Source organism: Pseudomonas sp. Eqa60, assembly GCF_018326405.1.
Lineage (GTDB): Bacteria > Pseudomonadota > Gammaproteobacteria > Pseudomonadales > Pseudomonadaceae > Aquipseudomonas > Aquipseudomonas protegens.
The window spans coordinates 1,185,645-1,207,357 of sequence record NZ_AP024342.1 but is presented as its reverse complement, the minus strand read 5'-3'; the positions used below and the strand labels follow the sequence as shown (position 1 = coordinate 1,207,357).

At 64.2% G+C, this 21,713-nt stretch carries 16 protein-coding genes; 6 read left to right on the top strand and 10 right to left on the bottom strand.

What is annotated here, in order from left to right; genetic code table 11:
- The first annotated feature begins 141 nt into the window (after positions 1–141).
- A complete protein-coding gene (locus KI242_RS05340) occupies positions 142–1,167 on the top strand; it encodes a sel1 repeat family protein (RefSeq protein ID WP_230493586.1) in 1,026 nt (341 codons plus the stop codon).
- Between the two features lie 185 nt (positions 1,168–1,352).
- On the opposite strand, the gene KI242_RS05335 is transcribed toward KI242_RS05340, so the two are convergent.
- The 4 genes from KI242_RS05335 to KI242_RS05320 are packed head-to-tail and all read right to left on the bottom strand — an operon-like array spanning position 1,353 to position 6,144.
- The gene (locus KI242_RS05335; protein WP_011059359.1) at positions 1,353–2,213 is read right to left on the bottom strand and encodes an HlyD family secretion protein; all 861 of its coding nucleotides are present in this window, start codon (positions 2,211–2,213) and stop codon (positions 1,353–1,355) included.
- Positions 2,214–2,223: 10 nt separating this feature from the next.
- Positions 2,224–2,424, bottom strand: coding sequence for a DUF1656 domain-containing protein (locus tag KI242_RS05330; RefSeq protein ID WP_007930063.1), 201 nt, complete (start codon positions 2,422–2,424; stop codon positions 2,224–2,226).
- A complete protein-coding gene (locus KI242_RS05325) occupies positions 2,414–4,621 on the bottom strand; it encodes an FUSC family protein (protein ID WP_210482597.1) in 2,208 nt (735 codons plus the stop codon). Before KI242_RS05325 ends, KI242_RS05330 begins: the two co-directional genes overlap by 11 nt.
- Before the next feature lie 11 nt (positions 4,622–4,632).
- Positions 4,633–6,144, bottom strand: a complete 1,512-nt coding sequence (locus KI242_RS05320; RefSeq protein ID WP_123473902.1) for an efflux transporter outer membrane subunit — start codon at positions 6,142–6,144, stop codon at positions 4,633–4,635.
- A 274-nt stretch (positions 6,145–6,418) separates the two neighbouring features.
- Here KI242_RS05320 and KI242_RS05315 point away from each other — a divergent pair, with 274 nt between their 5' ends.
- Both KI242_RS05315 and KI242_RS05310 read left to right on the top strand, forming a co-directional pair.
- Positions 6,419–7,387, top strand: a complete 969-nt coding sequence (locus tag KI242_RS05315; protein WP_011059356.1) for a LysR family transcriptional regulator — start codon at positions 6,419–6,421, stop codon at positions 7,385–7,387.
- 206 nt (positions 7,388–7,593) lie between these two features.
- Positions 7,594–8,568 carry a D-glycerate dehydrogenase gene (locus KI242_RS05310; protein ID WP_015634222.1) on the top strand — a complete coding sequence of 325 codons (975 nt, stop codon included), beginning with the start codon at positions 7,594–7,596 and terminating at the stop codon, positions 8,566–8,568.
- A gap of 89 nt (positions 8,569–8,657) precedes the next feature.
- On the opposite strand, the gene KI242_RS05305 is transcribed toward KI242_RS05310, so the two are convergent.
- The gene (locus KI242_RS05305) at positions 8,658–9,605 is read right to left on the bottom strand and encodes a DMT family transporter (protein WP_077933374.1); all 948 of its coding nucleotides are present in this window, start codon (positions 9,603–9,605) and stop codon (positions 8,658–8,660) included.
- Positions 9,606–9,759: 154 nt separating this feature from the next.
- Between KI242_RS05305 and KI242_RS05300 the strand changes: the two genes are divergently transcribed.
- The 3 genes from KI242_RS05300 (at position 9,760) to KI242_RS05290 (ending at position 13,286) form a co-directional block, all read left to right on the top strand.
- Complete coding sequence (locus KI242_RS05300) at positions 9,760–10,635, top strand: AraC family transcriptional regulator (RefSeq protein ID WP_011059353.1); 876 nt, start codon at positions 9,760–9,762, stop codon at positions 10,633–10,635.
- Between the two features lie 497 nt (positions 10,636–11,132).
- On the top strand, positions 11,133–12,407 hold the full coding sequence (locus KI242_RS05295; protein ID WP_212805972.1) for an OprD family porin: 1,275 nt from the start codon (positions 11,133–11,135) through the stop codon (positions 12,405–12,407).
- 51 nt (positions 12,408–12,458) lie between these two features.
- Positions 12,459–13,286, top strand: a complete 828-nt coding sequence (locus KI242_RS05290) for a phosphatase PAP2 family protein (RefSeq protein WP_011059351.1) — start codon at positions 12,459–12,461, stop codon at positions 13,284–13,286.
- Here KI242_RS05290 and KI242_RS05285 read toward each other — a convergent pair.
- The 5 genes from KI242_RS05285 to KI242_RS05265 form a co-directional block, all read right to left on the bottom strand.
- Positions 13,283–14,206: a hypothetical protein gene (locus tag KI242_RS05285; protein ID WP_212805971.1), complete on the bottom strand. Its 924-nt coding sequence runs from the start codon at positions 14,204–14,206 to the stop codon at positions 13,283–13,285. The two genes, KI242_RS05290 and KI242_RS05285, sit on opposite strands and share 4 nt — an antisense overlap.
- Positions 14,206–16,641, bottom strand: a complete 2,436-nt coding sequence (locus KI242_RS05280; protein ID WP_212805970.1) for a TonB-dependent receptor — start codon at positions 16,639–16,641, stop codon at positions 14,206–14,208. The genes KI242_RS05285 and KI242_RS05280 overlap by 1 nt, the downstream gene beginning before the upstream one ends.
- A gap of 300 nt (positions 16,642–16,941) precedes the next feature.
- Positions 16,942–18,645 carry a bifunctional metallophosphatase/5'-nucleotidase gene (locus KI242_RS05275; protein ID WP_011059348.1) on the bottom strand — a complete coding sequence of 568 codons (1,704 nt, stop codon included), beginning with the start codon at positions 18,643–18,645 and terminating at the stop codon, positions 16,942–16,944.
- A 136-nt stretch (positions 18,646–18,781) separates the two neighbouring features.
- Entirely contained in the window at positions 18,782–19,426 is a 645-nt protein-coding gene (locus KI242_RS05270) for a MotA/TolQ/ExbB proton channel family protein (protein ID WP_011059347.1), read from the bottom strand.
- A gap of 28 nt (positions 19,427–19,454) precedes the next feature.
- Entirely contained in the window at positions 19,455–21,695 is a 2,241-nt protein-coding gene (locus tag KI242_RS05265; protein WP_019093373.1) for a TonB-dependent receptor, read from the bottom strand.
- Positions 21,696–21,713 lie beyond the last annotated feature (18 nt).

Sequence of the window (21,713 nt, the reverse complement as noted above, 5' to 3'; positions counted from 1 at the left end):
CTTGAGCCCCTGCGCTCATGCAGCATGGAATCGCTGGCGTCGACACCCAAGCACGGATTTGCTCAAGCTCCACCCTCTCCCGTCCTGTCCTTGCCTGATTTCATGCGCGTCTTTTTTCATTCGCCGATCAGGGAATATCCATTGAAATTGTTCAACGCGCTGCCACTGGCATTGGCTGTCTTGCTGGCGGCTTGCGCCTCCACGCCTGCGCAAAACACCGAACCGAAACGCCCCGAACTCAATGACACCCTGCCCAAGCTGACGCTGGACAGCGTCTTGCCCAAGGTCAGCGCCAACGAGTACTGCAACCCGGCCATGGACGCGGATGTGCTGTACGGCGCCGGTTACAAGCTGAACGAGATCGAGGACTACGCGAACGCCAAGAGCTGCTTCGCCATGGCCGCGCCGCACTACACCCGGGCCTTCTGCTATCTGTCCACCACCACCGATCAGGAAACGGACAAGCCCAAGGCTGAGCGCGACCGCGAGTCCTTCAACTACATCGCCTACTCGGCGTCACAGAACGATTGGTGCGCCGAGTACGGCATGTACGCCACCTACTGGTTCGGCGACAAGGACATTCCCAAGGACCGGGACCTGGCCCTGCGCTGGCTGGAACGCTCGGCACTGCACGGCAACCCGGAACCGCAGCAGAGCCTGGCCGACGCCGCCGAAGAGTCCGGCGACCTGGTGAAGGCCTACGCCTGGCTGAAGGTTATCGACAACACCGAGGACACCAGCCAGCTGGATGCCCTTAAAGGCAAGATGAGCCCAGAGCAACTGGCCGCAGGCGAACAGCACTTTGGCGAGCTGAAGGCGCGGGTGACCAGCAAGCAGGTGATGTACGACGAGGCGCGGGATGAAGAAGTGGCGATTTTCTCGGCCGAGATCCATTTCGATCTCCCCGACCTGTTCAAGGGCATGACCACGGCCGAGCGCCAGGCCTTCGTCAAGGCGGCCATCGCCAAGGCCCGGGACAGCGGCCAGTTCAAGCTGCATTACGCAGTGACCCAGTACATCATCGTCTCGCGCCTGGCCCAGCAGCGTTACCCCGGTGTCGACGTGCTGCAGAACCCGAAGCTGGTGGCCACCATCAACAACGTCAACGACGGCCTGGAAGCTGCGGCGAAGAAGTCCCAGGCGATCATGGACAAAAGCTACAAATAACCGCCCCCTGTAGGAGCCGGCTTGCCGGCGAAGAGGCCCGCGAGCCTTGCATCGCCCATGCCGGCGCTTTCGCTGGCAAGCCAGCTCCTACAACCAATGCCTCCCTCGTAGGAGCCGGCTTGCCGGCGAAGAGGCCCGCGAGCCTTGCATCGCCCCTGCCGACGCCTTCGCTGGCAAGCCAGCTCCTACAAAGGCTCGGGGTTGACGATGACGGTGCAGGTGATGCCGGCCGCCAGCAGGACGCCTTCGGGCACTTCATCGATGTGGATGCGCACCGGTACGCGCTGGGCCAGGCGCACCCAGTTGAAGGTCGGGTTGACGTCGGCGATCAGTTCGCGGCTTTCCGGGTTGTCGCGGTCGTAGATGCCCCGGGAAATGCTTTCCACATGGCCCTTGAGCACTTCGCCGCTCATCAGTTGCATGTCGGCCTTATCCCCGACGCGCACGTGGGGCAGCTTGGTTTCCTCGAAGAAGCCGTAGACCCAGAACGAGTTCATGTCGACCACCGCCATCTTCGCCTCGCCGATGCGTGCGTAGTCGCCACGGTGCACGTTGAGGTTGGTGACATAGCCATCCACAGCCGCCCGCACCTGGGTGCGTGCAAGGTTGAGTTGCGCCGCTTCCAGCTGGGCCTGGGCGTGCTGGTAGTCGGCCAGGGCCGAGTCGGCGATGTTGCCGGCGTCGTCGCGGTTTTCCTTGGAGATCACCAGGTTGTCCATGTCGGCGCGGCGCCGGGCGTTGACCTTGCGCATCTCCCAGGTGGCCTTCTTCGACGCCACCAGCGCTTGCGCCTGCTTGACCGCGATCTGGTAGTGCTCGGGGTCGATCTGCATCAGCAGATCGCCCTTGCGCACCAGCTGGTTGTCCTTGACCGGCACGTCCACCACTTCGCCGGTGACATCGGCGGCGACGTTGATGATGTCCGCGCGCACCCGGCCGTCACGGGTCCAGGGGGTGTACATGTAGTGCTCCCACAGGGTACGGCCGATCCACAGGGCCAGGGCCAGCACGAGCAGGGTGGCGAGCAGGCTGAAAAACTTTTTCATTGCGGGGGTCTCAACGGTAGACAGTGAGCGCCATGGCGCCGAACAGACAGCAGAACAGGCTCAGGCGCAGCAGCGCCGGGTGCCAGAAGAAGCGATACAGGTCATAGCCGGAAATGAACCGGTCCAGGGCCCAGGCCAGGGCCGCGGCGATGAAGAACATCAGGGTCATGGTGGGCATGTAAACGCCGTGGAAGGCGATTTCACGAGGCATGGTCAAGTCCTTGGGGTGCAGGCGCCGTTGGCTTGGCCACGGCATAGGCCGCCAGCGGCGATTGCGGGTCGAGCAGTGAAGTACGGATGAAGTGCAGGTAGCTCTTGACCCGGCGCAGGGCCGAGGTGTCGAAGTGCGGGGCAAAGGGCTCGTCGGTGGCCTGGACCCGGCTGATGGCGTGGTCCACGGCGATCAGGCCGCGCTCCAGGTTGCTCTGGCTGGGCTGCAGGAACAGCCGCACCAGGGAGCGGCCCATGACCCGGATCGCCTGGCGCCAGGGCTGGGATTCGGCATAGGCCGGGTGCACCGGGAGGATCGCCTGCTCCTTGCGCAGCTCGATGATGGCGTGGCCGACTTCCAGCACCACGAACATCCAGCGCAGCAGCTCGCTCTGCACCTTGGGCTGGCCCACCGCCAGGCCATAGGCCTGGTGCAGCAGGTCGCGGGTACGGCTCTCGAAGCTCGACGCCAGGCCCTTGAGCTTGCCGCTGATGGCGTACACCACCTGGCCGCGCAGGTCCTGCTCCAGGCGCCGCCACAGCCAGCGGCTGTTGGGCGGCAGGATGATCGCCCCGGCCGCGGCGCAGACCAGCATGCCCATGACCATGGCGATGTAGTCATTGATGAAGGTGTAGGGGTTGTAGATGGTCAGGTTGTCCGGCACCGAACCGGTGCTGAAGAAGATCAGCAAGCCCAGGCCGACCCCGGCGTACTTGGGCCTGGACGCGAGGAACGAACCGAGCACGATCACCGGCGCCAGCATCAGGCACAGCAGCGGGAAGCCGTCGATCCTGGGGAACACGAAGAACATTTCGACGAAGCCCACCAGGGCACCGATGAAAGTCCCGCAGGCCATCTGGAACGCCATGCGCTTGGGGTTCGGCGTAGCCGCCGAGAGGCCGATGGTGGCGGCGGCGATCAGGGTCATGGTGGCGCCGCTGGGCCAGGCCGTGGCCACCCAGTAGCTGCCCAGCACCACCAGCACGAAGGCCGCGCGGATGCCCGAGGCGGCGCAGGCCAGCCAGTTGGTCTGCGGGGTGTAGGGCTCGTCCCAGCGCTCGCGCTCGTGGCTGTGGTCGGCCAGGGACGCGTGGGTCTGGGCGTAGCTGTGCATCTCGTCGACAAAGCGGTAGAGCAGCTCGTAGGCGGTGTGGAAATCCAGCTGCTCGGCGTCGCTCGGGCCGCTCTCCTGGAAGGCCGTGCGCAGGCTGCGCACCCGCGCCGGCAGTTCGGCCTTGTAGGCCGCCAGGGCCGTGGCCAGGCGCGCCGCATCGGGGCTGGTCAGGGCACGGCCGGAGAAGCCGTCCAGCAGTTCCGCCAGGTCCTGCAGGCCGGGCTTGATCGCCGCCACCACGTGATCGGCGCCGCTGCTGCGCAGGCGTTCGAGCAACTGGTGCAGGGCGTTGAAGCGCGTGGTGATGCCCATGAACTCGCTGTTCAGGCGGCTCAGGCGGCCGTTGCGCCGACGCATGTGCGGGTCTTCGAACACGGTGACGCTGCGCAGCCCTTCCAGGCCCACGGCCTCGGCGATGAAGCGCACGTTGCTGCTTTCGAAGCTGTCGCGCTGGCTGCGCCCGCGCAGGCCGTCGGTAACGAACAGGGCGAACACCCCGAAGCGCTGGTACAGGGCGTTGCGCATGGCGGCGCTGGCGGTCTGTGGCAGGATCGCGGCGCTCACCAGGGTGGAGCAGAGAATCCCCAGGGAGATCTCCAGTACCCGCCACACCGCGGCCATGAAGGCCCCTTCCGGATGGGCCAGGGCCGGCAGGCCGACCATGGCCGCGGTGTAGCCGGCGAGGACGAAACCGTAGGCGCGAAAGTTGCGGTAGCGCGCCGCGCCGGCCGAGCAGATGCCGACCCAGATCGCCAGCGAGCCGAGGAACAGCTCGGTGTTCTGGGCGAACAGGGCGATCAGCGCCACCATCACCGCCGAGCCGGCCAGGGTGCCGAGAAAGCGGTAGAAGCTCTTGGCGAACACCTGGCCGCTCTGCGGCTGCATGACGATGAACACGGTGATCATCGCCGTGCGCGGTTGCGGCAACTCCAGGCGCATGGCCAGCCACAGGGTGAGGAACGCGGCGGCCAGGACCTTGAAGATATAGACCCAGGTCACGCCGTCGCTGCGCGCCCAGTCGAAGAAACCCCGGCGCCATTCAAGGGAGTACAGCCAGCGCAAAGGTGCGGGCAAGGAAGTCATGGGTGCCTGCTTCAATGATCGAACACGGCCAGGGCCGCGGGGGTCTTGGGTGCCTCAAGGCGGTCTTGCGCGGGAACGTCGCGGCCGGCTTCAAGCCCGCCGCCCAGGGCCGTGACCAGGTCCGCCTGGACCGTCAGGCGTGCGGCCTGCACCTGCTGCTGCACCTGTTGCTGATGGAACAGCAGGCTCTGGGCGTTGAGCACATTCAGGTAGTCGGTCAGGCCGCGCTGGAAGGCCACGGTGGCGATGTCGTAGGTCTTCTGCGCAGCGGCCACCGACTCGGCGGCGAAGGCTTGCTGCTTGTCCATGGACTCGCGGCGGATCAACTGGTCGGAGATGCTTTTCAGTGCATCCACCAGGGTCTGGTTGTACCTGGCCACGGCCATGTCGTAGCCGGCCGAGGCTTCACCCAGTTCCGAGCGCAGGCGCCCGCCGTCGAAGATCGGCAGGCTGATGGCCGGGCCGACGTTGTAGTTGAGCTTCTTGCCGGTGAGGAACTCCAGGGCCCCACCGCCGGTGGCCATGAAGCCGATGCTGCCCACCAGGTCGACGTTGGGGTAGAAGCCGGCGTGAGCCACATCGATACCGCGAGCCTGGGCCGCCACTTGCCAGCGGCTGGCGACCACGTCCGGGCGCTGCCCCAGCAGTTCGGCGGGCAGGGCCGAGGGCAGTTTCAGCGCGGCGCCCAGGGACAGGCTTGGCCGCTGCAGTTGCGCCCCCTCCCCCGGGCCCTTGCCGGCCAGGGCCGCCAATTGGTTGCGGGTCAGGGCGATTTCTTCGTCCAGGGCGTCCAGCTGGCGATGGGTTTCCGGCAGCGGCGCCTCGGCCTGGCTGACTTCGAAATGGGTGCCGATGCCGCCGTCCAGGCGCCGTTGCGCCAGTTCGAGGATCTGTTGCTGCTGCTTGAGGGTGGCCGCGACGATATCGCGCTGGGCGAAGTGCAGGGACAGCTGGATATAGCTGCGCACCACATTGTTCACCAGTTCCAGCTGGGCCTGACGGGCTTCGGCCACGCTCATGTGGGCCAGGTCCACGGCACGCTCGGTGCTGTTGCTTTCCCGGCCCCAGAGGTCCAGGGCATAACTCAAGCCCAGGGCGGCGTTGTTGTCCCAGGTGGTGCTGTTGGACAGGGCGCCGGGGCCGTAGAACTGATCGGTGGGCCAGTTGTGGCGCTTGAGGGTGGCGTCACCCTTGATCTGCAGCGACTCGGCCGACTCGGCGATGCCGGCCAGGGCCTTGGCCTGGCGGACCCGGGCGGCGGCCATGGCCAGGCTCGGGCTGCCTTGCAGCGCAAGGCTGATCCAGCGGTCCAGTTGCGGGTCGCCATAGGCCTGCCACCACTGGGCGCTGGGCCAGTGGGCGTCCTGCGCGGCGCTCTTTATCGCCTCATCCGTGGCCAATGTATTAGCGGGAAGTGTCTTGCCCTGTGGGGCAATGCCTCCGGTTCCGATGCAGCCGCTGATTGCTAACGATAAAGCCCAAACACTGAGGGTCTTGAACCCTCTGCTGATGCGACGCGGCACTGCTGCGAATTCCTGAGATCGGGGGGGAGTATTTCTCTCGTAGGAGCTGGCTTGCCGGCGCAGCGATACGCCTGCTACACCGCGTTGCGCGGATCGCCGGCCTGCCGGCTCCTAGGGATCGGCGCAATTCTAGGGGGCGGTCGTTGCGGCGATAAGCTGGGATTCCTGTGAATCTTTGTTACCGTAAACGCGATAATCCCTTGGTCGTATCCCTGTACGCCTGTAAAAACAGAAACTTCGTGTCACAATTTGCAATCTCCCTTGAGAGCACCCCATGGACACCTTGCAAAACATGCGCGCCTTCAGTTGTGTTGCCGAAGCCGGTAGTTTCACGGCCGCCGCGGTGCAGCTGGACACCACCACCGCCAACGTCTCGCGCGCCGTCTCCAATCTAGAGGCGCACCTGCAAACCCGCCTGCTCAACCGCACGACTCGCCGCATCGCCCTGACCGAGGCCGGCAAGCGCTACCTGCTGCGCTGCGAGCAGATCCTGGCCTATGTCGAAGAAGCCGAGGCCGAGGCCAGCGACGCCCACGCCCGCCCCGCCGGGCAGTTGAAAGTGCACACCATGACCGGCATCGGCCAGCACTTCGTGATCGACGCCATCGCCCGCTACCGCAAGACCCACCCGGACGTGACCTTCGACCTGACCATGGCCAACCGTGTCCCGGACCTCCTGGACGAGGGCTACGACGTGTCCATCGTCCTGGCCCGAGAGCTGCCGGATTCGGGGTTCGTCTCCCAGCGCCTGGGGATGACCTACAGCATCGTCTGCGCCTCGCCGGCCTATGTGAAAGCCAACGGCTGCCCGCAAAAGCCCAGCGATCTGCTGAACCATGCCTGCCTGCGCCTGGTGAGCCCGGTGATTCCCCTGGAGAAGTGGACCTTCGACGGCCCGGAAGGCCAGGAAATGGTCACCATCAACAGCTCGCCGTTCCTGGTGAACTCCGCCGATGCCATGAAGACTGCGATCATCAGCGGCATGGGGGTCGGGGTGTTGCCGGTATACGCGGCTATAGAGGGTTTGCGCACCGGCACCCTGGTACGGGTGATGCCCAAGTACCGCTCCCAGGAGCTGAACCTGTACGCCATCTACCCGTCGCGCCAGTACCTGGACGCCAAGATCAAGACCTGGGTCGAATACCTGCGCGGCTCTCTGCCGGAGATCCTCACCGCGCACCAGACGGAACTGGCGGCCTATGAACTGAGCGGCAGCCTGACCGGCGCACGCCTGGCCACCTGACCGCGGGGCGCCCCGCCCAGACCACCGTCCCACCTGTAGGAGCCGGCTTGCCGGCGAAGAAGCCCGCACGTCCTGTGCAAACCTGGATGCCGCCTTCGCTGGCAAGCCAGCTCCTACACATGCAGGCTCGTGGCGGGGTGCTTTGGTGGCGGCGGCAAAAATGTTAGCTTGCTTGGCATTCTCCCCGCCTGACGAGCCTTCGCGCGATGAAAAAGACTGTACTTGCCTTCAGCCGCATCACCCCCGAGATGACCGAACGCCTGCAACAGGATTTCGAGGTCATAGTGCCCAACCCCAAGCACGGGGACGTCGCCGCGCAATTCAATGAAGCCCTGCCCCAGGCCCACGGCCTGATCGGTGTCGGCCGCAAGCTGGGCCGTGCGCAGTTGGAAAACGCCGCGCGCCTGGAAGTGGTATCGAGCATCTCGGTGGGCTACGACAACTATGACCTGGCCTACTTCAACGAACGCGGGCTGATGCTCACCAACACCCCGGACGTGCTCACCGAAAGCACCGCCGACCTGGCCTTCGCCCTGCTCATGAGCAGCGCCCGCCGAGTGGCCGAGCTGGACGCCTGGACCAAGGCCGGGCAATGGCAGGCCAGCGTCGGCCCGGCGCTGTTCGGCTGCGACGTGCACGGCAAGACCCTGGGCATCGTCGGCATGGGCAACATTGGCGCGGCCATCGCCCGCCGTGGGCGCCTGGGCTTCGGCATGCCGATCCTCTACAGCGGCAACAGCCGCAAGGCGGCCCTGGAGCAGGAGCTGGGGGCGCAGTTTCGCAGCCTGGAGCAACTGCTGGCGGAGGCGGATTTCGTCTGCCTGGTGGTGCCGTTGAGCGAAAAGACCAAGCACCTGATCAGCCACCGCGAACTGGCGCTGATGAAGCCCAGTGCAATCCTGGTGAACATTTCCCGCGGGCCGGTGGTGGATGAACCGGCGCTGATCGAAGCCTTGCAGAAGGGCCAGATCCGTGGCGCCGGCCTGGATGTGTACGAGAAGGAACCGCTGGCGGAGTCGCCGCTGTTCCAGCTGAAGAACGCAGTGACCTTGCCGCACATTGGCTCGGCCACCCATGAAACCCGCGACGCCATGGCCGCGCGCGCCATGAGCAACCTGCGCAGTGCCCTGCTGGGTGAGCGGCCGCAGGACCTGGTCAACCCGCAGGTGTGGAAGGGCTGACCACCCACGGCCTATCCCCCCTGTAGCCGCTGCCAAGCCTGCGAGGCTGCGAAAAGGTCCGCAGGACCTTCAGCGATAGCCCGGCAGAATCAGGTCGCCCGGTTTTGCGACGGCTGCGCCGCCGTTCGCAGCCTCGCAAGCTCGGCAGCGGCTACAGAGGCAGGCACAGCCTTGGGTTTACGGAACACCAGGACGTTGCCCAGCATCACCAGCACCAGCCCGGCCAGCGCCGGGGCGGTCCATTGGTAGCCTTCGACAAAGGCCGAGACGTTCAACGCCACTACCGGGAACAGCACGGTGCAGTAAGCCGCGCGCTCCGGGCCCATGCGCCCCACCAGGGTCAGGTAGGCGGTAAAGCCGATGACCGAGCCCGGAATCACCAGGTACAGCAGTGAGCCGATGTAGCGGGTGCTCCATTCCACATTGAAGGCGATGCCCTGGAACAGGCAATACACCGCCAGCATCGTCGCGCCGTAGGCCATGCCCCAGGCATTGGTGGTCAACGGCTTGAGCCCGGCTTTTTGCTGCAGGCTGGACAGCATGTTGCCCGCCGAGAAGCACAAGGTGCCCAGCAGGGCCAAGCCCAGGCCCAGCAGGGTTTGCGGGCTGGCACTGTGGCCCACCAGCTCCGGCCAGAACAGCAGCCCCAGCCCCAGCAGCCCCAGGCCGCCGCCCAGCAGCACGTTGCGAGCGATCTTCTGGCCGAAGAACACTCGCGCATTGAGGGCGTTCCACAGGGTCGCGGTGGAAAACACCACCGCTACCAGGCCACTGGGAATCCACTGGCTGGCGTGCAAAAAGCACATGAAGTTGATGCAGAACAGGCACAGGCCCTGGGCCAGGCAGATCAGGTGACCACGACGGTTCATCGGCTGCAGCTTGCGGCTGAGCAGCAACAGGACGAACAGCACCAGGGCCGCCAGGGCGAAGCGATAGACGATGGACACCGGAATCGCCACCACCCCCAGTTGCAGTTTCAGGGCGATCCAGGTGGTGCCCCAGATCAGCACGGTCAACAGGTACAGCGATAGGTTCATGGCGCGACTCCTTTGTCAGGAGTGCAGTGTCACGCCCCGCCGGCCTTGCGCGCTTGCACAAACTTGCGCTTTTTATCCGCCCGGGGCTGGCAGCACACGGGCTACGGAGTAGCATGCAGAACACCGGCAGCCGCACCCATGTTGACGCCCCACCATGCACGCACTGGATACCCTGCAAGTCTTCCAAGCCCTGAACCGCTCGCCCAATGCTCGCCTGGAGCACAGCGCCGAGCTCGGTGACGGCTTGTCCGCAGCCTTGTGGAGCAACCATCACGACGCCCAGGAGTACGAGGCCCCCAGCCATCACACCCTGTCCTGCTACCTGGCCGGCGGCACCGGGACCTTCCGCCGCGACCAGCCGGGCAGCAAGGGCGGCCCGGGCAAGTTGTGCATCCTGCCCGCCGAGCACCAGTCGGCCTGGGTGATCAACGGTGATATTCGCCTGGCCCATCTGTACTTCAGCCCGGAGCAGTTCGCCCTGGGCTGCGTCACCCTGCTGGATCGCGAGCCCCGGGAACTGCAACTGCGCGAAAGCACCTTTCTCGACGACCCCGAGCAGACCCAGCGCTTTGCGCAGTTGGTCCGCCTGAACTGGGACGAACCCGGCGAGCGCCTGCTGACCAGCAGCCTGGCCCACGAGATGCTCAGCCATGCCCTGCTCAATCAAGTGGGCCAGCGCCAGGGGGCCCGGCTCAAGGGCGGGCTGGCCGCACACCAGCGACGGCTGCTGGTGGACTACATCGACAGCCAGTTGGACGCGCCCCTGAGCCTGGGCCAGCTGGCGGGGTTGTGCGCCCTCTCCGAATACCACTTCGCCCGCATGTTCCGTGCAAGCTTCGGCCTGCCGCCCCACCAATACCTGCTAGCCCGACGCCTGAGCCGGGCCCGGCACCTGCTGCGCACCACCGCCCAGCCCCTGGGCGAGATTGCACTGGCCTGTGGTTTTGCCAGTGCCAGCCACTTCAGCAATCGCTTCCGGCACGCCCTGGGGGGCACGCCGGGAGACTACCGCCTGGCGTTCCTGCGCTGAGGCCAGGGTTACCCAAAACCCGCCTCTGCATGCTCCTTCTTATGCCAAAGCCCAGGCTGACACGCCTGAGTCAGTGAACGGTTAAAGTTCCTTACTTAAATAAGACAATTCTTACAAGCCAATTAAAAACCCCCCTACATATCTCTCTCAGAAAGATCACGCCCGGCAAGTTCTTATATGACACTCAAGAACATAATCAGGTAATTATTTTAATATTTTATTTACCACTTCATTCATGGAGCTGATGGTTATTGTTTAAGCCCAGTTTCAACTTAGTCTTCGAACCCTGAGTGCCAGGCATTCCATAAATATCCACCCCCCTCACAGGAGCCAATTACCTGAAATACCCGGCAGACTCTTGCCCACAACAATTGACACACAACTTTCACCACACCCCTGAGGCAATCCAACCTTCGACCATTGGTCGTTGAACAAACCAGCAACAACTAAGCCGTTAATCGCCTTACTCCAAAACAACAAAAACAGAGGACGATGAAATGCTTTCACAAAGTTTGCCACGGCAATGGGTCAGACACTCGCCCCTGCTGTGTGCCTCGATACTGGCCATTCCGGTAAAAGCCGAACTGCTCGAGGACAGCAGCGCACGCCTGGAACTGCGCAACTACTACTTCAATCGGGACTACCGCGAAGGCACTGCCCCTACCCGTGAAGAATGGGCGCAAGGTTTCCTCTTGCGCCTGGATTCGGGGTTCACCGAAGGCCGCCTCGGCGTCGGTGCCGACGCCATCGGCATGCTCGGGATCAAGCTGGATTCCGCTCCTGGCCGGACCGGCACCGGGCTGTTGAAGGTGGCACGCAATGGCCGGGCAGAGGATGACTATTCGAAACTGGCCCTGGCCGGCAAGCTCAAGACCAGCAAGACCCTGTTCAAGTTCGGAACCCTGGTACCGCCGGTACTGCCGACACTGAGACCCAATGACGGCCGCCTGTTTGCGCAGATGTTCGAAGGCGGGCTGCTGACCTCCAATGAAATCGAAGACCTGGAGTTTACCGCCGGGCGTCTGAGCCGGGTCCTGCAGCGCAACGCCACGCAGTACACACCGCTGACCCTGAGCCCCTTGAACCGGCGCTTCGAGAAGCTGGGGGCCACCGCGGAACACTTCGACATGGCGGGCCTCGACTATCGGTTCCACAAGCAATGGCTGGCTCGCGTGCATGTCGCCCAGCTGCAGGATATCTACCGCCAGCAGGTCTTCACCCTGGTCAACAAGAGCCCCTGGGGAGCGGGGACGTTCAGCAGCGATCTGCGCTTGAGCCTGATGAACGACTATGGCAATGCCAAAGGCGGCAAGATCGACAACCGCGCCCTGCAGGGGTTGCTCGGCTATGCCTATAAAGGCCACAGCCTTGGCCTGACTTATCAGCGAATGTTGGGGGATACCGGTTATGCCAACATCCTGGGTACCGATGCCAACTTGATCAACTTGTCCGTACTGGGTGACTTCGCCAATGCCAAGGAGCGCTCCTGGGCACTTCGTTATGGCTATGACTTTGCCAACCTGGGCTGGCCGGGCCTGACTATCAATAGCCGCTATATATCCGGCAGCCATGCCGAGATAACCGGCAGCCAAAGAATTGGCAAGTCATGGGAGCTGGATAATGAATTGCGTTATGTCGTGCAACAAGGCCCGCTGAAGAACTTAAGTGTACGCCTGCGCAGTGCGCTCTATCGCTCCAACTACGCCAAGAACTTCATTCGCGACACTGATGATACGCGACTGATGTTCAACTACACCTGGAATATCAAGTAAGCAGACCACCAGAACCGATGTAACGGATCAAATGCCTAGAGGACTATCTCCATGCAACGTCTATTATCGAAAAGTTTGGCCAGCCTGTTGTTTTTAAGCCTGTTCAACCCGGTCGCGGCGAAACAGCCCCTGCAAGCGCAAAGTGTCCCGGAGTTCCGACCGGGTTACTTGATCGGTTATCTGAAACAGCAGGATCTGCCCGACAGTCTGTCGCTGTTGCCGCCCCCTCCTGCGGTGGGGACCCCAGCCTTCGCTCTGGACCAGAGCATGGCCGAGAAAAACCAGGCCTTGCGGGGCAGCAAACGCTGGGAGTTGGCCGTCAGCGATGCCAACCTGAAGTTCCCTGCCGCCGCGCAGACATTCTCCTGTGCCCTGAATGCCCCGATCAGCGAACAGCTGACACCTACGCTGTACAGAGTCCTGCGGCGGACCCTGGCCGACGCCGGGCTGGCCACCTACAGCGCAAAGAAGCGCTACCAGCGCACCCGGCCCTTCGTCTACAACCAGCAACCCAGCTGCACCCCGGAAGACGAGGCGAAACTGGCCGCAGATGGTTCCTACCCATCGGGCCACAGCGCAATCGGCTGGGCCTGGGCGCTGTTGCTGAGCGAACTGTCCCCCGAGCACGGCAATGCGCTCTGGGCCCGCGGCCGGGCCTATTCGCAAAGCCGCATGGTGTGCAACGTGCACTGGTACAGCGATATCCGTGAAGGCCGTGAAATAGGCGCGACCACCGTGGCACGCTTGCACGCCGACCCGACCTTCCAGGCCGATTTCGCCGTCGCCCGGCAAGAGTTGCTGGCCGTTCGGGCCCAGGGCCTGACCGCCGGCCCTGACTGTGCAGCGCAAGCGCAGGCCCTGGCACTTGACGCCGACTAGGGTGCCAGGGTGAGGACCTTGAAGGTATTGGCATGAAACAGCGGGTCCGGCTTGGGTTCGGCCGGGCTCGCGGCCGGTTGGGTGAAGTCCATTGCCGCCAGGTAGACCCGCCGGGTACGCGGGTCGAACGCCATGTTGTAGGCCATGGGCTGGGTGCTGACGCTACCCAGGAGCTGGTAGCGGTCGGCATCGAGCTGGGCGACGACGCTGAGGTTGGCGTCCACCCCGCTGGCGATCAGCAAGCGCTGGGCCTGCGGGTCGTAGGCCAGGGCGTTGACGTCCCGGGTGATCGGCAGGCTGGCCTTCAGCGCGCCGTTGTCGCGGTCGAGCACCAGCAGCACTGGTCGCTCACCACGGCAAGCGACGAACAACCGCCCCCGTTGTTCATCCTGGGCCAGGGCACTGGGCCGCGGGCAGTCGGGATACTGCCAGCGGTCCAGGACCTTGAAACTGCTGGAGGACAACCGCGCGACGATGCCCTCATCGCGCATCGGCAGAAAGAAACTGCCATCGCCCTTGAGCAGCAACGGGTCGATCTTCTTCACCGCCAGCTCATGGGCGGCGGTGATGCGCTTGAGCGGCTTGAATGTGGATAACTCCACAACCCCCAGGCTGCCGTCGGTGTTGAGCACCAGCAGGCGGTCCAGCTCCGGTACCAACACCACACCATTGGCGCCCCGGGACTGTTCGAGGGTGCGCACCGGGCGCTGCTTGTCCACATCGAACACGCTCAGGCCGTTTTCCCGACGGGCCAGGAACAGGTAGGGCCGGGTCGGGTCCAGGGCGATGAAGCCCCAACTGCTGCCGGAGCCCGGCAGCTGCACTTGCTGTTCACGGTGGTACAGGCGCTCATCCGCCGGCGCAGCCGCCTGGGCCACGCCACAGAACGCCAGGAGCACACTCAGGGCCAGGGCTTTCATCAGAACTCCAGGGTGCTGGAGAGCGACACTTGGCGAGCATCCCCCAGGGACACGAAGTACTTGCTCACCGAGGAGGTGTAGTAGGTCTTGTCGAACAGGTTCTTCACGTTGAGCTGAAACTTGACCTTCTGCCCTTCGACCTTGGTGTCGTAGGTGGCGAAGGCATCGGCCACGGTGTAGCCCGGCAGGTCGAAGCTGTTGGGCGCATCCCCGGCGCGCTCACCGACATAACGGGCACCGGCGCCGACCCGCAGGCGGTCGCCGCCGATCAGGCTGCCGAAGTCGTAGACCGCCGACAGCGAGCCGGTGTTCTTGGCCACGTTCTGCAGTTGCTTGCCCTTGTACTGGGTGTCCTTGGTCACTTCGGCGTCGGTGTAGGCGTAGCTGCCGATCAGGCTCCACTGGTCGGTGAGCTGCCCGGTCAGGTCCAGCTCCAGGCCCTGGGAATGCACTTCACCGGCCACGCTGGTGACAGTCTCGGAGGCCGTGGCGGTGGTCACCAGCACGTTGCGCTTGGTGATGTCGAACAACGCCGCACTGGCGGTGATGCGCCCTGGAATGTCGAGCTTGGCCCCCAGTTCCCAGGACTTGGCTTCTTCCGGTGCGATGGAGCCGTCCAGCACCACGCTGCCGCCGGCCAGCTGGGCAATGCTGGAGTTGGGTTTGAACGACTCGGTGTAGCTGCCGTAGAACGACAGCTGGTCGGTGTAGCGGTACACCAGGCCGGCGCGGGGCACGAACTTCTGCCCGTTGCTGTCGGTATTGGCGTGGAACGGCCGGCCCTTGCCCGCGTACTGGTCGTACTCCTGGAAACGCCCGCCGCCCACCAGGATCCACTGGTCGGTGAGGTGGATGGCATCCTGGAAGAACAGCGAGTCACTGCGCAGCAGGTCGGTCTGGTCGCTGTCCGGGGCGCTGACGTTGGTTCCCGCCACTTGCTGGCCATACACCGGGTTGAGGTAGTTGAAACTGGTGTTCTTGCCGCGGATCAGGTCGGCACGGTAGATCTTGCGGTACTCGTCGTCCAGGCCGAACACCAGGTCGTGCTGCATGCCGCCCAGTTGCACCTTGCCTTCCAGGCTGACGGTGGCATAGCGGTCGGTGGTCAGGGCATTCTTGGTGCCGTCCATGGTCCGGGTCAGGGTGCCGTTGGCGTTCACCGCGGTCAGGCGCACCTGGCTGGCGTCGTAGGTTTCACGGTTCCAGCTGTAGCCGAAGTGGGCCTTCCAGTCGTCGCTGAGCTCGTGATCGACCTCGAAACGATACAGGTCCGAACGCCCTTCCATGTTGTTGAACGGCTCGTCCAGGCGCCGGGTGGCCGGGATGTCCAGCGGGTGGTTGGTCTTGGGGTCGATGGCCGTGCCGCGGTCGAACGGGGTCAGGAATTCGCGATGCTCATAGGCCAGCAGCACCTTGGTGCGCTCGCCGTACCAGGCCAGGGACGGCGCCACCAGGGATTCGCGGTGGGTGCCGAAGTTGCGCCAGTAGTCTTCGTCTTCGTGGTCCACGACCAGCCGGTAGGCCAGCCCGGAATCCCCCAGCGGCCCGGTGGTGTCCAGGCTGCCACCACTGCCGTTCTTGCCCGAGCCGTAGGTCGAGCCGCGCACGGCCAGGGCCGTGGACTGCTGCAACTCGGGTTTCTTGCTGACGATGTTGATCACCCCGCCCGGGTCCTGGATGCCATAGAGCAGGGACGACGGGCCCTTGATCACTTCCACGCGCTCGGCCGTGGCGTTCAGGGCACGGCCCTGCACCACCGGCATGCTGTCGCGCATGATCGAGCCGTTGCGGTTGTCGCCGAAGCCGCGCAGCAGCACCGCGTCCTGAGTGCCGCCCAGGGTGTTGGTCTGGGTGATGCCACTGACGTTCTTCAGGGCGTCATCCAGGTTGCGCGGGGTCTGGTCGCGCAGTACCTGGGCCGGGATCACGTTGATGATCTGCGGGATTTCCTGGTTCAGCGCCTGGGAGCGGGCCACCGAGGTGGTGGCCGGCGGCTGGTAGCTGGTGCTTTCGTCGACGCCCTGGGTGGTGATGCTGGAAGTCCCCAGGTTCAGCCCGGCACCTTGAGGCAGGGGTTCGAGAACCAGGGTATGGGCGTCGCTGCGGCGATAGGTGAAACCGGAATTGCCCAAGAGACGCTGCAAGGCCTGCTCGGCACTGAGCTGGCCGGTGACGGCCGGGGCCTTGAGGTTGTAGGGCGCCTCGTCGGTGTAGACCACGCTGATCCCGGTGACCCGGGTGAAATCGCTCAGGGCCTGGGGTAGCGGCTTGGCCGCGATGGCGAAATTGAACAGCGCACTGTGCTGCTCGCTGCCGGCCTGGGCCGCCAATGCCACGCTCAGGGGCAGCAGGGCCAACCCCGAAACCACCAGCGCCGAAGCGCCGAACCACCGTTTGACCGAACCGTTTACCGCCGAATTTGCCCTGGACTTCATGCTGGAGACTCGTGTGTAAAAGCACCGTGAATGCGAATTAGTCGCACTTTCAAGCACTACACGTATGTCGCAGGCAAAGACCTCAGCATTTTTTTGAAAATATTTTCAGGGCGGCGAAAACGCCCCCCGCCCGATGCATCCCCTGTAGCCGCTGCCGCAGGCTGCAATCGAGCTGGGCCGCACTCTGACGAAGCGATCGAGGCGCTCGTGAGGCCGCAGGAGGTTTGACGGGAGACCGTCAAGCAAGGTCCTGCGGACCTTTTCGCAGCCTCGCAGGCTCGGCAGCGGCTACAGCGCTCGTTACAGGGATCGCTGGATGCGCCCGGCACTGGTGCTGGAGCCCACGGGCTTGCCCTGCTGGTCCATGTCCTTGAGGTAGTGCAGCATCGCCTCCAGGTCGCTGACCCCCAGGTCGCTGCGGTTCAGGCCGCTCTTGAACAGGCTGAAGCGGTCGCCGCCATCGGCCAGGAAGCCGTTCATCACCAGCCGGTAGTTCGCGCCGGCCTGCAGCGGCTTGCCGTTGAGGCGCACGCTGCCGGGGACGACACGGCTGTCCGGCGGGCGCTTGGGGTCCCAGCGATAGGTGAAGCCCTGGGACACTTGCAGGATGTTGGCATCGTCCGCGCCCTTCCATTGCTGGTTGAGCACCTGTTCGATCTGCCGGCCCGTGAGGTCGAAAGCGATCAGGTTGTTGTTGAACGGCTGCAAGGTCGCCAGTTGCCCGTAGTTGACCCGGGTCTGCCCGGGCTCCAGGGCCAGGTCGCTGCGAATGCCGCCGGTGTTCATGAAGGCGATCTGTGCGCCATTGGCCCGGCCGCCGGCCAGATGCGCGTCGGCAATCAGGTCACCGATGGGCATTTCCCCGGCCGCGTCGGCCCGCCGGGCAATCGGCGAGGCGGCAATCGCCCCCACCGGCTTGAGCAGCACCTGGTTGCTACGGGCCTCGACCTCCTGTTGCAACTGCGCCAGGGCCGGGTCCTGTGGATAACGGGCCGGATCAGCCAGCAGGTTGAGGGCCTGGATGCTCGCCACCCGGTGCTGGCCCGGGGTCACTTGCAGGGTCAGGTGGGTCAGCAGGTGGCCGTAGGAATTGCCCTGGGTCACCAGCAGCGGCCCGACCTTGCACAGGTAGCCCTGGTGCGAGTGGGCGCTGATCAGCACGTCCACCGCCGGGTCCAGGCGCTTGGCCACGTCGACGATATCGCCGCCGAGCTGCGAGCAGTCCTGCTTGTCGAACGGCTCCGGGGTCGAGCCGCCCTGGTGCACCACGGCGACGATGGCGTTGACACCCTGGGCATTGAGTTCAGGGATCAGCTTGTTGATGGATTCGGCTTCGTCGGCCACCTGCAAACCGCGCATGCCCTTGGCGCTGACCACCGAGGCCACGTCCCGCAGCACCGCACCGACAAAGGCCACCTTGACCCCGCGCACCTCTTCGATGCGGTAGGCCGGCAGCAACGGCTTGCCGGTGTCGCTGTCCAGCAGGTTGGCCGCCAGGTAGGGGAAGCCGCTGCCGGGGTAGTTCGGGCGGAACTGGCAGGCCTTGTCCGGCCGCGACGACTGGCAGCCGCCATTGAGCTGGCGCAGGAACTCGGCCTTGCCGTTGTCCAGTTCGTGATTGCCGATGGCGCTGAGTTTCATGCCCATCTGGCGCAGGGCGTCCAGGGTCGGCTCGTCGGCCCACATGGCCGACAGCGGCGGGCTGCCGCCCACCAGGTCGCCGGCGCCGATGAACAGCAGTTGCGGGTCCTGCTGGCGCAGTTGGGCAAGCATGCCGCCCAGGGTGGCGATGCCGCCGGCCGCAAGCTTGCGCACGCCGCCCGGGGCCTGGGGGTCCTTGTAGCTGAAGGGGTTGGCTTGCAGGTAGCCGTGCAGATCGTTGATGGCGACGATGTTCACCGCCACCGGTTGCGGCGGTTCAGACAGCGAGCTGCAACCGGCCAGGGTGACCAGGGCCAGGGTCAGTGCCCCCAGCATCCGGGGCATGGGACGAAGACGGGACATGAAAGAAATCCTTGGTAGATCAGCGAAAAAAAAGCCGCTGGCGCAGGCCGATCAGGCAGAGAACAGCGCTGGGAACAGCGCCGGCTTCGCCGTCGATCGCAACCCGTGCCCGCGGCAGCGGCTACAGGTCAGGTCATCAGGCAGGTTGCAGGCTGCCGTGGACCACCTGGGGTGCTGGCGGGGCCTTCAGCGCGGTGCCCATGCCGGCGCGCAGCAGCAGGATCTTCAGGTGGTCGGTGATGCGCTCGACCCGGTCCTGGAAGTGGTTGTGGAAGATCATGCTGCCCAGGGCAATGGCGATCCCCAGGGCCGTGGCATACAGCGCGGTGCCGATACCCTTGGACACTTCGCCCGGGTCGCTGACGCCGGTCTCGGCCAGGGCCTTGAAGGTGTCGATGATCCCCAGGATGGTGCCCAAGAGGCCCAGCAAGGGCGCAGCGGTAACCACGGTTTCCAGCAGCCACAGGCCATGCATCAGCTTGCTGCGGGTGGCGATGTAGATCGACTCGCTGAGGTCTTCCAGGTCCTTGTGGCTGGCCAGCCCCTGCTTGTGGGCAAACAGCTCGGCGACCATTTCCAGGGGAAGGCTGTTGCGCTCGCGCAGCGGGGCGGGCAGATCGTCGACGCTGTGCATCTTCGGGTTGAGCACGGTCTCCAGTTTCTTCGCCTGGCGCAGGCTGAAGCTGAAGTAGATGCCCCGCTCCACCGCGATGAAGGCGGCAATCGCGGCAGCGCCGTACATGGTGTAGAAGGTGATGTCGTGCAGCAGATTCATGTCCATCGTCATTTCCTCTTGTGCCTGAATCGAATCAGAACGCAGCTTCCAGGGAGACCATCGCGGTGCGTTCTTCACCCACGTTGTAATAGGCGGTGCTTGGCGCCAGGCCATTGGTCCTTACCGAGTTGAAAGACACGGTGCGTACCGACGCCAGGTATTCCTTGTCGAACACGTTGAGCATCGAGAAGCGCAGGGTCGCGGACTTCAGCACCTTCTTGTCCACCGGCAGGTGGATACCGGCATTGAGGTCGAACACGGTGCGTCCGGAGATCTTCTCGTCGTTGGTCAGGTCGCCGTAGAAGGCGCCGACGTACTTGCCCACCACGTTGCCGTAGTAGAGCGAATCGTCGTAGCCCAGGCTCAGGTTGAACATGTTTTCCGGAACGTTGGTCAGCTGTTTGCCGGACGTCGGCAGCAGCACGTTCTTGTTGGTCAGGTCATCCATCTGCTCGGACTTGGTGTAGGTGTACGAGGCGTAGTAGTTGAAGTTGTGTGGCAAGCGGCCGCTCCACTCCAGCTCCAGGCCACGGTTCTTCACTTCGCCGACGTTGGCCACGACGTAGTCGCCATTGAGATCGGTGGTGGAGATCTGCCGGTCCTTGAAGGTGATGTAGAACAGGGTCGCGCTCAGGGCCATGTTCTCCTCGCTGTAGCGCCAGCCCAGTTCCTGGTTCCAGCTCAGCTCGGGTTTCAGGCTGATGGAATCACCCTTGTTGTACAGCACGTAGTTGGGCGGCGTGCGCATGTTGCGGGTGACGTTGTAGAACGCCTGGTTGTTCGGGTCCACCTGGTACTTGGCGTTGAAGCTGGGCAGGAACTCGTGGTACTTGGCGTCGCGTTTTTCCGGCTTGTCGGTGAGGCTGCCCAGGTTGTTGCCATCGCGCTCCACGTACTGGTAGGCCAGGGCTCCGGTGAGGGTCAGGTCCGGGGTCGCCTGCCAGGTGTCCTGCACCCAGAGTTTCTGCGCCGGGGTCACGGTGTACTGGTGGCGGCCCTGGACCGTCGCGCCATTGCGGTCCACCAGTTGGTCGGAGCCGTTGTAGTCGCCCCAGACGTTTTCCGGAGCGCCGTTGCCCTTGATGCCGATGAAGGGCTGGGTCTGGCGCTGGCGGGCGCGCTCGTACCAGTAGCCGACGTCCAGGCTGTGCTCTTCGTTGAGGTCCCACTTGAGCTTGGTGGTCATGCCGGGGCGCCAGGTCTCGGTCCACGAAGGCCGGTAGTAGGTGCCGCTGGGCAGCCCGCTCAGGTCATAGTTGCCGGCCCGGCTGGAGGTGCTGGACAAGGTGGTGGCGGTCTGGCCGCTGAAGCTGCCGCCGTTGGACCAGACGTAGTACGGGTTGAAGGTCAGGCTCAGGTCGTCGCGCAGCTGGAAGCGCTGGGTCACCGAGGCGGTCACGCTTTCGAAGGGGTTGCGGTTGAGCTTGTAGGACTGTGACACGCTGCCGTTCTTGAACACGGTGCTTTCCGAGTAGTCCAGGCGCCGGCCCTGGGTCTGGAACTGGGACTTGCTGACGCTGTTGTAGTTGTAGTTTTCCTGCAGGTTGTATTTGACGATGGCGTTGGTGGAGTTGCCGTTGCCGTCTTCGAACAGGGTGTTCCACTCGATCTTGTCGGCCCGCAAGGTGCCCTTGCCCTTCCACTTGTCACCTTCGGTATGGGACGCCGAGACCCAGGTCTTGAAGCCCCCCAGCTCGCCGGTGTTGAGGCGGGCAAAGGATTTGCGCAGGTTGTTGGAACCCACAGACTGCTTGACGAACACCCCGAAATCCTTGGTCGGGCGCACGGTCACCAGGCCGATGTTGCCACCGCTGGAACCGATGTGCGGGCCGTCGGCTTCGGACGAACCCTGGGTGACGAAGACTTCACTGAAGTTCTCCGGGTCGCCCATCAGGTTCGGGTAGATGCTGTAGTCCCCCGAGTCGTTGATCGGGAAACCGTCGGCGGAGAGCCCGACCTGGTCGGAGTTCATCCCGCGCATGGTGAAGTTGGTGCCGCTCAGGCCCGAGGCGTCGGTGCTGGAAACGTTGATCCCCGGGGTGTACTTGAGCTTGTCCACGGCGTTGGCGGTGGGGGCCATCTGATCCATGGCCTCCTTGGTCACGGTGGAGCGGCCCTTGGCGCTTTCTTCCTTGATCATGTGGCCGTTGCCCAGGGTCTGTTTACCGGCAACGTTCACCGAACCTACGTCCACGGTATCGTCGGCCAAAACCAGTGGCGCAAAACTGCCCAGGCCCGATGCCAGAAGCAGGGCATAAAGTTTATTGATCTTCACGGGTCAATCCCTTGCTTA

What these genes read in the sequence shown, in the direction of transcription:
- KI242_RS05285 (WP_212805971.1), bottom strand. Translation starts at nt 14,206, where the DNA reads ATGAAAGCCCTGGCCCTGAGTGTGCTCCTGGCGTTCTGTGGCGTGGCC.
- KI242_RS05315 (WP_011059356.1), top strand. Translation starts at nt 6,419, where the DNA reads ATGGACACCTTGCAAAACATGCGCGCCTTCAGTTGTGTTGCCGAAGCC.
- KI242_RS05280 (WP_212805970.1), bottom strand. Translation starts at nt 16,641, where the DNA reads ATGAAGTCCAGGGCAAATTCGGCGGTAAACGGTTCGGTCAAACGGTGG.
- KI242_RS05295 (WP_212805972.1), top strand. Translation starts at nt 11,133, where the DNA reads ATGCTTTCACAAAGTTTGCCACGGCAATGGGTCAGACACTCGCCCCTG.
- KI242_RS05305 (WP_077933374.1), bottom strand. Translation starts at nt 9,605, where the DNA reads ATGAACCTATCGCTGTACCTGTTGACCGTGCTGATCTGGGGCACCACC.
- KI242_RS05300 (WP_011059353.1), top strand. Translation starts at nt 9,760, where the DNA reads ATGCACGCACTGGATACCCTGCAAGTCTTCCAAGCCCTGAACCGCTCG.
- KI242_RS05270 (WP_011059347.1), bottom strand. Translation starts at nt 19,426, where the DNA reads ATGGACATGAATCTGCTGCACGACATCACCTTCTACACCATGTACGGC.
- KI242_RS05335 (WP_011059359.1), bottom strand. Translation starts at nt 2,213, where the DNA reads ATGAAAAAGTTTTTCAGCCTGCTCGCCACCCTGCTCGTGCTGGCCCTG.
- KI242_RS05275 (WP_011059348.1), bottom strand. Translation starts at nt 18,645, where the DNA reads ATGTCCCGTCTTCGTCCCATGCCCCGGATGCTGGGGGCACTGACCCTG.
- KI242_RS05325 (WP_210482597.1), bottom strand. Translation starts at nt 4,621, where the DNA reads ATGACTTCCTTGCCCGCACCTTTGCGCTGGCTGTACTCCCTTGAATGG.
- KI242_RS05310 (WP_015634222.1), top strand. Translation starts at nt 7,594, where the DNA reads ATGAAAAAGACTGTACTTGCCTTCAGCCGCATCACCCCCGAGATGACC.
- KI242_RS05290 (WP_011059351.1), top strand. Translation starts at nt 12,459, where the DNA reads ATGCAACGTCTATTATCGAAAAGTTTGGCCAGCCTGTTGTTTTTAAGC.
- KI242_RS05330 (WP_007930063.1), bottom strand. Translation starts at nt 2,424, where the DNA reads ATGCCTCGTGAAATCGCCTTCCACGGCGTTTACATGCCCACCATGACC.